16 protein-coding genes and 1 pseudogene are annotated in these 14,327 nt (G+C 35.9%); 10 read left to right on the top strand and 7 right to left on the bottom strand.

Annotated elements, in window-relative coordinates; all coding sequences use genetic code 11:
- Positions 1-51: 51 nt before the first annotated feature.
- Positions 52-642, bottom strand: a pseudogene (locus BAMA_RS22355) (quinone oxidoreductase family protein); the annotation flags it as partial.
- 375 nt (positions 643-1,017) lie between these two features.
- Between BAMA_RS22355 and BAMA_RS22350 the strand changes: the two are divergent.
- Together BAMA_RS22350 and BAMA_RS22345 are read left to right on the top strand one after the other, a co-directional pair.
- Positions 1,018-1,593, top strand: coding sequence for a sigma-70 family RNA polymerase sigma factor (locus BAMA_RS22350; RefSeq protein ID WP_034643966.1), 576 nt, complete (start codon positions 1,018-1,020; stop codon positions 1,591-1,593).
- Positions 1,593-2,276 (top strand): DUF3600 domain-containing protein, encoded by a 684-nt coding sequence (locus BAMA_RS22345; protein WP_034643976.1) that lies wholly within the window; start codon positions 1,593-1,595, stop codon positions 2,274-2,276. Before BAMA_RS22350 ends, BAMA_RS22345 begins: the two co-directional genes overlap by 1 nt.
- Positions 2,277-2,328: 52 nt before the next feature.
- Here the strand turns inward: BAMA_RS22345 and BAMA_RS22340 are convergent, their stop codons facing one another.
- Positions 2,329-3,285, bottom strand: coding sequence for an MBL fold metallo-hydrolase (locus BAMA_RS22340; RefSeq protein WP_034643962.1), 957 nt, complete (start codon positions 3,283-3,285; stop codon positions 2,329-2,331).
- An 88-nt stretch (positions 3,286-3,373) separates the two neighbouring features.
- Positions 3,374-3,580, bottom strand: coding sequence for a DUF3925 domain-containing protein (locus BAMA_RS22335; protein ID WP_034643959.1), 207 nt, complete (start codon positions 3,578-3,580; stop codon positions 3,374-3,376).
- Positions 3,581-3,778: 198 nt separating this feature from the next.
- Here BAMA_RS22335 and BAMA_RS22330 point away from each other — a divergent pair, with 198 nt between their 5' ends.
- Both BAMA_RS22330 and BAMA_RS22325 read left to right on the top strand, forming a co-directional pair.
- Positions 3,779-4,261, top strand: a complete 483-nt coding sequence (locus BAMA_RS22330) for a glutathione peroxidase (protein WP_034643957.1) — start codon at positions 3,779-3,781, stop codon at positions 4,259-4,261.
- Between the two features lie 72 nt (positions 4,262-4,333).
- A complete protein-coding gene (locus BAMA_RS22325; protein ID WP_034643954.1) occupies positions 4,334-4,807 on the top strand; it encodes a GNAT family N-acetyltransferase in 474 nt (157 codons plus the stop codon).
- A 177-nt stretch (positions 4,808-4,984) separates the two neighbouring features.
- Here BAMA_RS22325 and BAMA_RS25475 read toward each other — a convergent pair whose 3' ends face one another.
- Positions 4,985-5,110 (bottom strand): hypothetical protein, encoded by a 126-nt coding sequence (locus BAMA_RS25475; RefSeq protein WP_265182761.1) that lies wholly within the window; start codon positions 5,108-5,110, stop codon positions 4,985-4,987.
- Between the two features lie 171 nt (positions 5,111-5,281).
- On the opposite strand from BAMA_RS25475, the gene BAMA_RS23650 reads away from it, so the two are divergent.
- From BAMA_RS23650 to BAMA_RS22310, 3 genes are all read left to right on the top strand, one after another.
- Positions 5,282-6,211 (top strand): peptidoglycan recognition protein family protein, encoded by a 930-nt coding sequence (locus BAMA_RS23650; RefSeq protein ID WP_235184502.1) that lies wholly within the window; start codon positions 5,282-5,284, stop codon positions 6,209-6,211.
- Positions 6,212-6,391: 180 nt separating this feature from the next.
- Complete coding sequence (locus tag BAMA_RS22315; RefSeq protein ID WP_034643951.1) at positions 6,392-6,985, top strand: cupin domain-containing protein; 594 nt, start codon at positions 6,392-6,394, stop codon at positions 6,983-6,985.
- Positions 6,986-7,034: 49 nt separating this feature from the next.
- The gene (locus BAMA_RS22310) at positions 7,035-7,508 is read left to right on the top strand and encodes a GNAT family N-acetyltransferase (RefSeq protein WP_034643949.1); all 474 of its coding nucleotides are present in this window, start codon (positions 7,035-7,037) and stop codon (positions 7,506-7,508) included.
- Between the two features lie 30 nt (positions 7,509-7,538).
- Here BAMA_RS22310 and BAMA_RS22305 read toward each other — a convergent pair whose 3' ends face one another.
- Both BAMA_RS22305 and BAMA_RS22300 read right to left on the bottom strand, forming a co-directional pair.
- Positions 7,539-9,191: a pyridoxal phosphate-dependent decarboxylase family protein gene (locus tag BAMA_RS22305; RefSeq protein WP_034643946.1), complete on the bottom strand. Its 1,653-nt coding sequence runs from the start codon at positions 9,189-9,191 to the stop codon at positions 7,539-7,541.
- A gap of 379 nt (positions 9,192-9,570) precedes the next feature.
- Positions 9,571-10,236 carry a YybS family protein gene (locus BAMA_RS22300; RefSeq protein ID WP_235184501.1) on the bottom strand — a complete coding sequence of 222 codons (666 nt, stop codon included), beginning with the start codon at positions 10,234-10,236 and terminating at the stop codon, positions 9,571-9,573.
- Positions 10,237-10,536: 300 nt separating this feature from the next.
- Between BAMA_RS22300 and BAMA_RS22295 the strand changes: the two genes are divergently transcribed.
- A complete protein-coding gene (locus BAMA_RS22295) occupies positions 10,537-11,952 on the top strand; it encodes a PQQ-dependent sugar dehydrogenase (protein ID WP_034643968.1) in 1,416 nt (471 codons plus the stop codon).
- A 137-nt stretch (positions 11,953-12,089) separates the two neighbouring features.
- On the opposite strand, the gene BAMA_RS22290 is transcribed toward BAMA_RS22295, so the two are convergent.
- Positions 12,090-12,479 (bottom strand): cupredoxin domain-containing protein, encoded by a 390-nt coding sequence (locus BAMA_RS22290; protein WP_034643943.1) that lies wholly within the window; start codon positions 12,477-12,479, stop codon positions 12,090-12,092.
- 489 nt (positions 12,480-12,968) lie between these two features.
- Between BAMA_RS22290 and BAMA_RS24300 the strand changes: the two genes are divergently transcribed.
- Together BAMA_RS24300 and BAMA_RS22285 are read left to right on the top strand one after the other, a co-directional pair.
- Positions 12,969-13,082 carry a DUF3983 domain-containing protein gene (locus BAMA_RS24300; RefSeq protein ID WP_084158087.1) on the top strand — a complete coding sequence of 38 codons (114 nt, stop codon included), beginning with the start codon at positions 12,969-12,971 and terminating at the stop codon, positions 13,080-13,082.
- 453 nt (positions 13,083-13,535) lie between these two features.
- Positions 13,536-14,246, top strand: a complete 711-nt coding sequence (locus BAMA_RS22285) for a CsxC family protein (RefSeq protein WP_034643940.1) — start codon at positions 13,536-13,538, stop codon at positions 14,244-14,246.
- Positions 14,247-14,327 lie beyond the last annotated feature (81 nt).

Raw genomic sequence — 14,327 nt, 5'->3', positions numbered from 1 at the left:
ACACTTTGCCAATATATCTTAGAACCCCACTGCTTGAGCGGTGGGAGTTGTCAGAAAGTCTTCATCTTTATAACAAATGACATCATCAGCACCAGCTTCTAATGCAATTTGCTTCTTTTCTTCACTACCAACTGTGCCAATAATCTTGCTTGCACCTAGTAGACGAGCCAGTTGAATTGCTGTCGTTCCAACACCCCCGGCAGCTGCGTGTATAAGAACTGTTTCCCCACGTTGTAATCTAGCTATGTTCGCAAGTAAGTTGTAACTTGTAAATGAAACAATTGGACATGCTGCAGCTGTTACAAAATCAATCTCGCCAGGTAATACGAAAGTAAGATGTTCATCTGCGGTAACGTATTCAGCGTACGAACCACCACTTGGAAATGCAATCACACGCTGACCTACTTGAATATGTGTGACAGCAGAACCAACTTGTTCTACAACTCCAGTCACGTCTATGCCTGGAATATAGGGCAGTTTCATATTCCCTTTTTTACCGTAGCGCGATTTAATATCGGCAAAGTTTACACTCGTAGCAACGACCCGAATTAATACTTGATGCGCCTCAATTTTTGGCATAGGAACATCTGTATATACCATCACCTCTGGACCACCAAATGCTGTGACAACGATAGCTTTCATATCAACATCTCCTTTTTTAAATGTTATATATAACTTGACTGTTTAACACGAAAGTAGCTGCCACGTATATAAGAATGGCAAACGTACTCATTTCATCCCTTTGTTGTAACGCGGTGCGCCGATAGGGAAAGGAACTGACCGCTACTGCACATGGAGGAACCCACTCTTCTACCGAAAAGGAAGGGGCTGTGTTCGTTTTTAAAATTGTATTTATATATAATTGTAAAATGTTATCATAATATGGAAAATTATATAATTATTATTAAGATTATAAGATTTACTTATAAATATAGATTTGAAAAAAACTTTTAAAAAAATCGAACGAACTGTTCATTTCTTACCAATATATAGTGTAAGGAAAAGGAGGAACGATAGATGGACCAAGAAGAAAAGTATGTTGGGGCCATTCAGCGCATTCTGTCAGGAAGTGAAGAAGCGTATGGAGAGCTGTATGATAAAACAATCGGAGATGTATATAAAACTGTACATTTTCTAATTGAAGATAAGGGTGATGTTGATGATGTTGTCCAAGAAATATACATACAGCTATATGGGGCTTTAGGAAGATATGATTTAGATAAGCCGTTTCGGCCGTGGTTAATGGGGCTTACGATGAAACAGATTCAGTCATACCGGCGAAAAAGATGGATGAGATTTCGAATTATAAAGAGGGCAGAGGAACAAAAGACACCAACTGAAATTGATTTTTCACAAGATGTGGTCAACAAAATTTCAAACGAGGAACTTGTTAAGCTCATTGGGAAACTACCATATAAATTAAAACAAGTCATTATACTAAGATATTTACATGAATACTCACAAGAAGAAGTAGCAACGATTTTACATATTCCAGTTGGTACAGTGAAATCAAGAATTCATGCAGCATTAAAGAAGTTACGTCAAAAAGAAAAAATGGAACAAATCTTTTTACGAGAGGTAGGCGAAGGATGATGAATTTAGAGGAACGAGTAAAAGAAGCGATGCAAGAAGAAGGAAAAAAAATTGTATCGTCTCCACATTTAAAAAGAAAAATAATTCTTCAAGTTACAATGAAAAGCAGGGGGAATACAATGAAAAAACGGATTTTAACAACAGTTTTAGCCGCGGCATTATTAGTACCAACAAGTGCTTTTGCATATAAAGCAATGTTTGCAGACGAAGTTTATGGATCGTTTGACAATGTGAAAAAGCATATTGCAAGTGCAACGCTAGAAGGATACATGCGCTTAGATGGAAAGCTAGCAACAGCGCAAGGAGAAATGAGTGAGAAAGAGTACGAGCAGTTCATGAAGCATTTAAAAGTTATTACAGATTCAAAATTAAAATATGGTAATGACAACGGAAGCATTGATTATGATCAATTATCCGAGAAAAAGAAAGAAGAACTTCTGGAAACATCATTACAAATACAACCATACTTCGATCAGTTAAACGGTGAAAAATCTAGTAAAGAAGTATTAACAGAAGATGAATATGTATGGTATATAAAAGCGCTAATGACATATGAAACAATGTTAGCAAAGAGTGGCTCTTCAGGTTCAGTAGATGTAAATAAGCTTTCAGTAGAAGATAGGGAAGAATTTTTAGAGGCGGAACGTATTATGGAATATGTGAATGGAAAAGTGCAGAAATAATGATGAAAGGAGAGTTCACTTCAAATCGTGAACTCTCCTTTTTGACATTCTATTATTTTACAGCTGCTTTCATTAAATAATCAATAATCCCCATTGCCCCGATATGTAAATCAAGTTTCAGAAGCTCATAAATGGAATGGTCTGCTGGAACATTTTGTTTTGTAAGGTAGTCAGCTACTTCTTGAAGTAATAATGAAGAAAGCTCTTTACTTGCAGCTTCAAAGTTTTGCTCTTTTGTAAAGACGTGTTTTCCTTTTTCCATAAAGAGAGGAACCCAATAGTCTAGCTGACGATATACTTCAGAAACGTTTGTGGAAGCACCGTAGTGGCCAAAGTATATGGAGTCTACATTCATTTGTTTTATACGCTCTTTTGATGCAAGCATAGCGTCCGGCTGAAACTGAGTAGGAGATGTTGTTGGTAGATATAACTCAACTCCAAGCTTTGTTAGTTCACGGTAATAAATACCGATTGTATCACCTGTAAAGATACCATTTGTTACAGAGTCATGTATACTGATATGGTGTTTCGCATGGCCTGGTGTGTCATAAAATGTTAGTATACGCTCTTCAGAAATTCGTAAGGTCTCTCCGTCTTGAACGACATGAACGCGATCTTCAGGAATCGGAAGAATAGGGTGAAAGAGTGTATCAAAAGCTTCTCCGTATACAGCTTTTGCACCTTGAATTAACTTTGAAGGATCGATCATATGACGAGCACCGCGCGCGTGGACAAATAACGTTGCATTCGGACATTTTTCCATCATAAGTCCAGCTGCACCGGCATGGTCAAGATGGACGTGTGTCACGATAATATTTTGAATGTCAGACAATGAGATTTGTAATTCTTCTAGTCCTTTTAATATGTAAGGAAGAGAGGGAGAAGCACACGTTTCAATAATGGTAATGTCATCTCCTAATAATACGTATGTACCTGTACGTTCCGTATGTTGCATATCGTAATCATCAATAATGTATAATCCTTGGGATAAAGCTTCTACATGTTTCAAAAGTATCACTCCTTATAATCTGTTACTTTCATTATAAAAGAAAAAGACAGAAAACGAAAAAATCGCATTCTGTCTTTTTTACTGTTTGTTATTTATGATCTTCTCCAAGTGACATAATAAAGAGTCCAACAAGGCCACCGATAGCTGGAATCATAATCATATTTGCTAATGTAAAGTATTTTGCTAAGAAAGCACCGTTTATATCCATAAACCAACCGACTACAAATAACATCATCATATATAGTACGAAATAAAATTCACGATCTGAAAGCTTTTCACGTTGTGAGGTTTTCACGTTCGACACCATCCTTTATTTATAATAAAACTAAGTTTTCATATTTTTTAGATAAACTGTCACATTTTGTTCACACTTCTATTGTAAAGCGCTTACATGGTGATGTCTAGGAGATTTTTCATAAAGTGAAAGATTAAGTATTAGACATTACACATACTACGTTTTAAGATGAAATTAAAAAATAAAGGAGCGTTCCGTATGACAGTATATAATTTTTCAGCCAAAACCATTACAGGGGAAGAAGTTTCTCTTCGTAAATATGAAGGAAAAGTGCTCGTTATTGTAAATGTAGCAAGCAAATGTGGATTTACCCCACAATATAAAGGGTTACAAGCTCTATATGAAAAATATGAAAAGGAAGGCTTAGAGATTTTAGGGTTCCCATGTAATCAGTTCGGGGCGCAAGAGCCTGGTAATGAAGAAGAGATTACGAGTTTTTGTGAACTGAATTACGGCGTCACATTCCCTATGTTTGCAAAAGTAGGTGTAAATGGGAAGAATGCACATCCACTCTTTACATATTTGACAGAACAAGCACCAGGTATACTTGGTATGAAAGCGGTGAAATGGAATTTTACAAAGTTTTTGGTAGACCGTGAAGGCAACGTAGTGAATCGATTTGCACCACAGACGAAGCCGGAAGAATTAGAAAAAGAAATTGAGAAGCTACTGAAATTATAAGGTGTAGAATTAGAAGGTTTTTATTTTAGATAATATTATTATGTAAACTACTTTAAGGATAGAGAGGTAAATATGATCAGACGTGCAAAACAAGAAGAAATAGGTAGGATAAAAAAATGGCTACATGAAACAGCAATTTCTTTGCAACAAAAAGAGATTCAGCAGTGGCAAAAATTTTTAACTGCTGAAGGAAGAGAAGTGGTTGCAGCAGATTTTCATAAAGGCTATTTGTATGTGTATACAAATGATAAGGATGAGCCTATTGCTTCTATATCGATTTGTGATAAAGAAGAGTGGGATGCGAGTTTATGGAAAGATGATAAAGAAGCATATTACGTACACCGAGTTGTTGTATCGAGTGCAGGAAAAGGGCAGAGCATTGGTGGAACGTTGTTAACATGGTCGAAGCAAAAGGCGTGTAAAGAAGGGAAAGTGCTGCGACTTGATTGTGTAGAAGAGAATTACTTCTTAGTTTCTTTTTATAAAAATAAAGGTTTTAAACAAGTAGGAACTGTAAATGGATTTGCTTTATTTGAAGCGAAATAAAGTGAAACTTCAATCAGTGGGGGTTCTCCATCCCCCACTGATTGGTCGGGCTTTTACGGGCTGTTAATCTCCCACTTAAACTTCTCTGAATCCTCTAAGTTTCGAAGTGTGAGTCTTACGGCACGTTAATGCGGGGAAAAACAAGAGGGCGATGGCCCTCTTGTTTTTTCTATTCCATTACTGAGAACAAAATGGAAAGATAGATAAAAGAATTGCTGTAACTTGTGCTGGAATTGGAACTTGAATAGGAGTGTTTGCTACGTTTAAATAAAATTGACCATTTTCAAAAGAGATGCGATACATAATATTATCTCCTTTCTATCTCATCTACTATATTGCATTTGTTAGTTATAATTTTGTGATAGTTAGATTTTTTCAATTCAATATGTAAGTAAAATATTTTTTTATAGTAGACATTTGGACAGACATTCAAATTGGTTGTGAATAGCATAATAAAAAGGAGGTGAATGCAAGGTGACTATATTAAATGTATCTAGCATTTATGGTGTTTTGTTCCAAGCAAATATTATTTCAAAGGGGAATTCAAATAGGTCAGGTCGCATCATTACAGTTTCGTATATTACTATCCACACTACTGAAAATAAATCAGCTGGTGCAAATGCGGATGCTCATGCAAGGTTTGCGAGTAACGGTGGAGGAAGTGCAGGTGTTTCTTGGCATTTCACAGTCGATAAAGATAAAATCATTCAACATTTACCTTTAAATGAACAAGGCTATCATGCAGGTACTTCAGCTGGAAATAACAGTTCAATTGGAATTGAAATTACAGAAAATAGTGATGGGGACTTTGAGCAAGCTACAAACAATGCTGCAAGACTAGTAAAATATCTTATGAATTACTTTGGATTTGGTATAAATCATATTGTTCCTCATCAGCATTGGAGTGGCAAGTATTGTCCACGACCAATCTTGGATCGAGGGTTTAGTTGGTTTATAAATAAAGTTAATAATGTGAGTGATAGTATTTCATTTGATGTTGAAAAACCTATACAAAAACAAGGGATTGGTTTTGCTACTTCAAAATATCCAGAAGGTTGGGGGATAAATTTGTATACCGCTTCAAAGGGTGGTACGTATAACGGCCGAATTAATAATAAATTACCGTATGTAATTTTTGAAGGGGTATGGTATGGAGGAGATAAAAATATCATTCGTTTAGGCTGGGAAAAGTGGGCGAAGCAAGAGCATTTTAACGTGCAATGGTTTTATGCGTATTCAAAATATCCAAGTGGTTACGGAATTAATACGTATGATGGACCAGATGGGAACTATACAGGTTATATAGATGGCTCAGTCTCATACAGTATATATGCGCGAAAAGATGGTTATCTCGATATTGGTCAAAATACGTGGGTATTAGAGGAGCACTTTGATGTGAAATAGTGATAAAGCCGCTTCGGAGAGAGTGGCTTTATCACTGTTTCACATTCTATATTAATTGTGAGGTATAAAGTGATTTTACTGCTACTAAAGTAGCAAAGATTTTGTTTGAAAGCTGACCTTCAGATTGATGTATCTACGTCATTTCTTCACTAAAATGAAAAGATAGATAGGAGGGATTACATGGAAACTTTTTATTTATCTGAAACAGTAATGGTTCACTCAAAGAATGAGCTTCTTTATAAAAGTACGGAGGGAAATTGCAGGATATATGAAGTGATTTTTCAATCAGGAGAAGGTATTCCCCCGCATAGTCATCCATTTGGTGAAGATTGTGCAATTGTATTATCGGGATTCCTAGATTACTATATTTCAAATGAAAAAACGATACATGCTTCGAAAGGGGATGTTGTATTTGGATGGCGAAATCATATACATGGCTATATAAATAATAGTACGGAACCGTTACATCTATTAATTTTAGTCGCGCCAAGTAAAATTGGCTTACAATACTTAAAAGACGATGATCTGCAAATTATACATACATCTGAATATAAAAGAATTATGAAACAGTCTGAAAATCGTATAGAAAGTTCATCATTTTCTTCTTTCGAAAAATTGATTGTAGATGGAACGTATTCAGAGCCAAATTATGAGGAAGGGGTTAAAGTTTTTATTGATTGCGAAGGAAAAATAGTACATGTATTTGAAAATAGGCATGTTGAAATCACACCGAAGACTCCTAAAAGATTAATTAAATATATTGTTGAAAATTAAGAGAATATAAGGTATATAAAGCTGTAATGTTTAAAGGAGTGATAAAAATATGAAACTACACTTTTATGATGAAAGTTTTAAACGTGTGATTTACGGATACACATTAACGAAAGAACAACGTCGTTATACGGGTACACCAGAAGAATGTATAAAAAAATCGCAAGTAGATCCAGACCGACATTCAATATTAGTTATGGAAAAAGGTGAACTTGTAACATTTTTTGTTTTACATATGAATGAAGGTGTGAAACCATATACAAATAATGAAAAATCAATTTTAGTGAGGGGATTTTCAACAGATTTTTATCATCAAGGTAAAGGATACGCGAAGCAGTCTTTAAAACTATTACCTGATTTTGTCCGAAAAAAATTTCCTGGAGTGGATGAGATTATATTAGCAGTAAACATTCAAAATCTTGCTGCACAATCTTTGTATAAAAAATGTGGTTTCCAGGATGAAGGAGTAAGAAGAATGGGCCGAAAAGGGGAGTTCATTATAAAAATGACGGAAGCCTATTTTTAAGTACAGGCTTCCGTCATTGTAGTTTGTTAATTAAGCATATGAGTAAGTTTGTTTCATAACAATAGAAACATGCTTTTTAATAAATGCAACAACGTCATCTAAATCTTCAACTGTTGTATATGGTGAAGTTGTGAATAACTTAACTGTAAAAATAGCTTGTCTTTCATTCCCATCAATTGCGTCTACTAGGCAAGCACGAGTTGTATCTCCTAAGAAGATTTGGTTGCGGCTTTCTCCTAATGCGCTAAAGATTTCAAAGTTGAACTTATTCGTCTCGTCGATTTCTGTTTGTGTTGCTTGTCCTGTTCTCTCTTTTTCCCAGTTTTGCGCTCCATCTCCAGTTTCATAGAAACGGAAGTTTGTAATTGTACCATACGTATAATCATTTGTTACTGCTACTTGTGGGAAAGCTGCTCTTAATTTTTCTCTAAATACAAGGTTTACACGAACGAAATTTGCGAGTAATTGTTGATAGCCTTCTATTCCAAACGCTACTAGGTTTGCATACATCGGAATTGCGTTACCAGCACGAGAGCATTCTAATGTATAACCTGTATGGTAGCTACCGTATGAACGGTTGCCAAGATAAGGTGTGTCATCTTGATCGATGTCCATTGCATGTAAATCGCTATGATTTTTCACAATCCAAACACTTGTCGCATAAGGCGTTTGTCCTAACTTATGGAAATCGAAACATACACTATCTGCAAGATATAAATATTTCATTTTTTCTTGTATATTTTGCAGAGCATTTTTTACATTTGGTTCAAATACTAACGGGTTTTGCTTAAAATCATAATCGTTAAAGAAGCTATAAAATCCACCCATTGCCGAATCAGCATGAATATAGATTGGATTTAAGTTATATTCTTTTTCAATCTCTTCTATCATTTCTTTTGTTTGTTTTAAATTGTCGACAGCAAATGTATCTGTTGTGCCCATCGTAGCTAAAACGTAAAGAGGGATACCACCATTTTGGATGACCTCTATCATTTTTGTTTCTAAATCTTCTAAATCCATCGCACTTGTATATGGGTCAGCTTTAACTTTAATGAGGCGGTTTGTACCAATACCTGTTGCTTCAGCTGATTTTAATAAGCTGTAATGTGCATTTTCAGAAGCAAAACAATATACGTTTTGTGGAACACCTTCTTCATTTGAACGAGGAAAGCTTCTTGAAATGGCTAAGCGTAAGCTTGAGAATACGCAACCTTGTCCACCCCACGTTGTATAGCCACCGCTTGTTTCTGGATCGTAGCCAATTAATTTGGAAAGCATAGAAACAACTTTTACCTCTGCCTCTGCAGCTGCTGGTCCATATACATCCCAAACGCCGTTACCATTTAAAAGTGACATCGTAAGTGTACCTAACATGGCTGGAATACTTGGAAGCGGTACAGCATTGGATAAATAATTTTTAGTAGGATAAGGATGGCCATTCATAAGATGAGTTAGTTCTTCAATTACATTAGGCATGCCGATTCCTGTTTCCGGTATGTAACTGTTAGAGATTAAATCATTGTAGTAACTTGCTGATTTTTCTTCGCTATCGCCTAAAATAGCTTGGTTTGTATCTTTTAAATCATCAAGATTTTGGACGATTTTTTGTATGGATTGTAAAAACAGTTCTTGTTTATTTTTATTTCCATCTTCACTTGGGAATAATTCTAGAATATCTTTCATATGTATCTTGCTCCTTGCGTTTATTTGAGTTCATGCCTTTTATTATTAAATAAAAATATATTTATAAAACAATATAAGGATCGTTATTATGCATCGAACATAAATGTAACTCTATGAAAATTATATTTTTTATGGAATTTAAAGTAAAGGGATAATTTTCTATCTTAATAGAAAAAGCTTTTTAAGAAGGGATTTATCCCGCTATTTGCGGGCTGTAAGACTCCCACCTCAAAACTTAGAGGATTCAGAGGAGTATAGGTGAGAGGTTAACAGCCCGTAAAAGCCAGATTGGTGGGGCTGATTGAAGTTTCACTTTATAAACCAATCATTTAACCTATAGTATCACAGGAAATAGAGCCCAAGCAGATCCGCTTCAGCCCTATTTCTTCGCGTCGACATTTTCTTTCTTAGCTGAATCATCCTCAAGATGGTTAAATTCTTGCTGGTCAAAGACTGACTTGATTACTCTATTTGGCAGGGCGTGAGCCAATCGTTTCAGAGCAAACGAACAAGCTTCTGCTGCTATCCATGCATATGGAATACTGAATATCGCTACGAGTAATAAAGGACGAAAATGAAAAGACGTACCAACACCCGATCCTAACACAGGAAATCGAAAAATAAAAAGGTTCGCTATGATTCCCATAAATAAGGAAGCTCCCGCCAAGAAAACAACTGAAAATCTTGTTTTCGACTTATAGAAGGAAACACCAAGTACCAATCCTAGAATACCCGTTGTGAAGGGAAAAATAATTAGTTCGCTAGGCTGGATAAATAATAAAAGGAGGATCGTAGAAAAATAGGAAAGGAATCCGTGCCTAACGGATACAATTGTTGCTAAAAATATTGGTAAAGTCGTCATGGCACTTACAAAAAAAACAATGCCGGGCACATATCCGCCTGCTGACTGGAATATGGCTGCAAACGAGCTTAATAACGCGGTAAGTATTAGTTTTGTGGTAGGTGACAATTCCATAAGATCGTGTTTGATTCCTAAGAAAGGCTGCTGCCAATACTGTACGATTTTACTTTTTACTCTCATCATGAATCCCACCTCCAACTAATATTAAACTAATCTTATGTTATTCACTTTTTTATGTGAAAATCACTGTATGTTTATCCCGCATTAACAGCCCGTAAAAGCCCGATTGGTCGGGCTGACAATCAGTGGGAGATGAAGAAAATCCACACTGATTGAAGTTTCACTTTATGCCTTCAATTCCTCCGACGCTGGTGCGGAAAATGGTCAATCTCTTGTTAGATTCTTCGGTCCTAATTTGGTATTAATAAAACAGTTCTAATCATATTCTTAGTAAAAGAAAACTAAGAAGGAGTGTAAAGTTTGTTGATAAAAGTTAAGGTTAGTTTACAGCCCATTGTAAGCAAGGTGAATTTACCGACTGTTTTGAAAACAGCAATACTTCCGGGTGATTCAAAAGAAACATTATTTATCGCAACCCAAGTAGGAGAGATTTTTTACATAAGAGACGGAGTTACAAGGGATTTTTTAGATATTCGCCCGCGAATCATAAAGCTAGGTGCTTCTGGTGGTGGATATGATGAACGGGGATTGCTAGGACTAGCGTTTCATCCCGAATTTTATTATAACGGTCTGTTTTATCTTCATTATTCAGCAGCTGGAACACAAGGTCCAGGTGCTCTTCCTGAATCTTTTTCACCTAATCCATGTGATCCAAGAACGTTAAACTTAAGGTGGATAAATAGAGAAACTCAATATGATCATATTGATACTGTAGAAGAATGGATTTTACAATCGAATGGTCAACCTCAAAAACGACGGGCATTATTAAACTTAAGAAGACCATTTTTTAATCATAATGGTGTCAATAGCTTAAACTTTTCACCTGAAACAGGAAAACTTGTTTTAACAACCGGAGATGGCGGATCAGGCTATGATCCATTTAATTTAAGCCAGAATGATATGGAAATCACCGGTAAAATAATTGAAATTGATGTAGTTAAGAATACATTTATCCAGAATCCACCCGTAGTCACACAGTTTAATGAACTTCCCGTACCTATTCAGGAAACACTTACGGTGATTGCCAAAGGAGTTCGGAATATACCGGGCATTTCCTTTCAAAGGTTTCATAATCAATATATTAAATATGTAGGAAATGTCGGGCAGGATTTGGTAGAGTCAATTTTTTCATTCGGTCAGAATAAACCAATACCGGTTACCCAGCTCGTTCAAGCTTTTTTAATGAAATCTGAAGTTGACCAAGAAAGATTTATTAACTTTGGTTGGCGAGCGTGGGAAGGTGTTTTCCCTACTTCGATTATAAGGGGATGCTCTGCAAATCCGACTTTGGATGAGGAAACAATTGCTTATTATGATGAAGCATTAAAATTTTCAGTAAGACGTCTTCAACCTGTAACTAGTTATTTTCATAAAGATCCCCGGCCCGATAAATTTGGAGGAACTGCACTTACAGGAGTTCAGTCATATATGGGGAATAGAATCCCCGCTTTAACAGGAAGTGTTGTGTTTACCGACCTTGCCCGGAAGGAAGAATTTCAATCTTTGGCTAGAGGGGTTTTAGCTTATACTAGGATAAGGACAGATTGTAAACTAAATGATTTTAGTGTTATTCAAACCGATTATAATTTTGGGTCTCAAGCAGCTTATTATGTTAGTCTGGGAACGAATCTGGATCAAACTACACTATATTTAGGGCTTTATGGCTCTATGAGAGTGACTGATTTTAACCAAGGTACTGTTTTTGAAATTATTCCGTGATTCAAAACTATAAAGTGAACCTTCAATCAGTAGTGGGGTCTCCATCCCCCACTGATTGTTAGTCCGTTAATGCGGGATAAACACCCCCGTTTGTTTAATAACACAAATAACAAGCAAGGCCCGATTGGCCCTGCTTGTTATTTGACTATTACTTTCCCAACCATTCCTTCGTGGAAATGGTACCGACATATCAGTTCATATGTACCTGGATTTTTCAGGTTCACGTTAATGTTTTTTTCTTCTCCCGGCTGGACTTCAGCGTCAATTCCGAGCTTCTCCACTGTGAAGGTGTGTTCTTTCTTACCTTTGTTTTTCAATTTCAATGTTGTCGTTCTTCCATTAGAAATAGTGATGACTTTCGGATTAAAGTAATCATCGTTCAACTCGATCTCAATAACTTTCACTGTCTCCATAGGTTGTGTTACGACATCAGATTCCGCAAATACGCTGAGTGAGCCTGCAATGTTCACAACTACAATCATCGCAAGCAAAACTATCAATCCTGCTAAACACTTTTTCACAAACATTCGCAAGCCCTCCTCTCCTATGCATTATTTTTTAAATCAATTTGCTATAAACTACGTGTTTATAGCAACAGCAGAGAACTAGGACAAACAACAGTTAGAGGTTCTTCTGTAAGAATTGAAAAAGGAATCAAAAGAGCAGTTAGCACACGCTAACTGCTTGGCCCCAGGGAGTAGGAAAGAATATGCTACAAGTTGCAAGGTCATGATGCAGTTATAGTATGTGCGGGATGAAGAATATTATGCGCAAGGGTGAGAGATGAACTTCTTTTTAACATCTCCTAAAGAAAATAGAAAAGCCAAAAATAAGAACTTAAAAGAAGTGTTTATTTTTTATTTATTTTAATAAAGTGATATTTTGAATGAAAAGTGAGTTCAACGGAAAGAAACAATTTGGGTTAAAAAGAATGCTGAATTGATAAAGATAGGCGCTACAACTGCATGTACTGTGATTAATATAATGATGAAAGAAAAAGGAAGGGAGATTAGGGAATGGGTAGATCAAAGAAAAGAAAAATGAGAAAAGCTCAATTACGTCGTGAAAGTGAAAATTATAGAGTTGCAAAAGCATGGAGAAACATTTTTGTGAAAGCAGGAATTATATAAGAAACTTTATATATAAACAGAGATACGAATTGGATTAGGAAATCAAGGAATGGTATTTGAAAAGTGTATTAACCTATCGAATATCAAAGACAGGGAGTGACGCTTATAAAGTGAAACTTCACTCAGTGGGGCTTCATCCCCCACTGAGTGTTAGCCCGACCAATCGGGCTTTTACTGGCTGTTAATCTCCCCCCTAAACTTCTTTGCTTATCTCAAGTTTTGAGGTGGGAGTCTTACAGCAAGTTAATGCGGGATAAATAAGCGTTCAATCCCTGTAAAGGTGATTAAGAGTTTAGGCAACAAGATAACACATTTTGATTTGAAGAATATAGCGCAACATCAAGATGATTAAAGCGACTATTATGGAAGCCTACGCATTAATAGCAGAAATACATATACAAGTATTAAGGGTTGAAAAACTCTAAAATCTTAAGGAAAAGGAGAATGTAAAATATGAGTGATCAATGTCCGATTAATGTGCCATGTGGAGTTGAGGGACAAACTCAAATACCATTAGCTGATCAAGGTGCAATACCTGTTGTTACGGAAAACGCATTGATAAAAGTACCAGTTGTCTTAGCTGAAAGAACAGTTCAAATTGTTGTAGAAGCGGAAATTCCGCTAGATCCTCCAGCTGTTGAAATTAAACGTGTATTGAAAAATGTATTTTTAACACAATGTAAGTTAGTTCCGGTAGCTTTTACACCAGTACCAGATACGAATTACCGTCGGGTTACAAGAGCGAAACTATTCGTAGAAGGATATATTCGTAAAAATATTGAATATGCTGCTGAATCTTTTAATGGGAATGGGTGTAATACAGCTTTATTTGATCGTATAGCTAATGTTAATTTTGCTGGGTTTGCAGATCTAACGGAAGGTGATTTTTTTGCTCTACCTATAATAGCAGCTTCTTCAGACGCAGCTTCTCATTTCATTAATCCTAAGAATGGTGATTTGCCGCGATTGGACAAGTATTTCTTTGAAAACACAATATTTTATAATGAACAACCGTATTGTGAGTTAGTTGCAGCTAATTTCTTTGAGTTAGATTTTTCACCATGCCCTACACCTTTAAATGATGCGTTTGATAGACTACGTGAAAAAATTGTACTAGATCTTACTTTGAAAGTATTACAAGTACAACAAGTACAAACACAGTAAGTACAAGCGTAGGCACAAAAAAGGACATTGTCTTTATTAAAAAGACAATGTCTCACTTTGTTGAAAAAAGATTTTGTCAAG

This window comes from Bacillus manliponensis, assembly GCF_000712595.1.
In the GTDB taxonomy this organism is placed as follows: Bacteria; Bacillota; Bacilli; order Bacillales; family Bacillaceae_G; genus Bacillus_A; species Bacillus_A manliponensis.
This window is presented reverse-complemented; position numbering and strand designations above follow the sequence as displayed.

Coding starts and splice junctions, on each gene's coding strand:
- BAMA_RS22285 (WP_034643940.1), top strand. CDS start 13,536: ATGAGTGATCAATGTCCGATTAATGTGCCATGTGGAGTTGAGGGACAA.
- BAMA_RS22345 (WP_034643976.1), top strand. CDS start 1,593: ATGAATTTAGAGGAACGAGTAAAAGAAGCGATGCAAGAAGAAGGAAAA.
- BAMA_RS22310 (WP_034643949.1), top strand. CDS start 7,035: ATGAAACTACACTTTTATGATGAAAGTTTTAAACGTGTGATTTACGGA.
- BAMA_RS22305 (WP_034643946.1), bottom strand. CDS start 9,191: ATGAAAGATATTCTAGAATTATTCCCAAGTGAAGATGGAAATAAAAAT.
- BAMA_RS22330 (WP_034643957.1), top strand. CDS start 3,779: ATGACAGTATATAATTTTTCAGCCAAAACCATTACAGGGGAAGAAGTT.
- BAMA_RS25475 (WP_265182761.1), bottom strand. CDS start 5,110: ATGTATCGCATCTCTTTTGAAAATGGTCAATTTTATTTAAACGTAGCA.
- BAMA_RS22290 (WP_034643943.1), bottom strand. CDS start 12,479: ATGTTTGTGAAAAAGTGTTTAGCAGGATTGATAGTTTTGCTTGCGATG.
- BAMA_RS22300 (WP_235184501.1), bottom strand. CDS start 10,236: ATGATGAGAGTAAAAAGTAAAATCGTACAGTATTGGCAGCAGCCTTTC.
- BAMA_RS22350 (WP_034643966.1), top strand. CDS start 1,018: ATGGACCAAGAAGAAAAGTATGTTGGGGCCATTCAGCGCATTCTGTCA.
- BAMA_RS24300 (WP_084158087.1), top strand. CDS start 12,969: ATGGGTAGATCAAAGAAAAGAAAAATGAGAAAAGCTCAATTACGTCGT.
- BAMA_RS22315 (WP_034643951.1), top strand. CDS start 6,392: ATGGAAACTTTTTATTTATCTGAAACAGTAATGGTTCACTCAAAGAAT.
- BAMA_RS22325 (WP_034643954.1), top strand. CDS start 4,334: ATGATCAGACGTGCAAAACAAGAAGAAATAGGTAGGATAAAAAAATGG.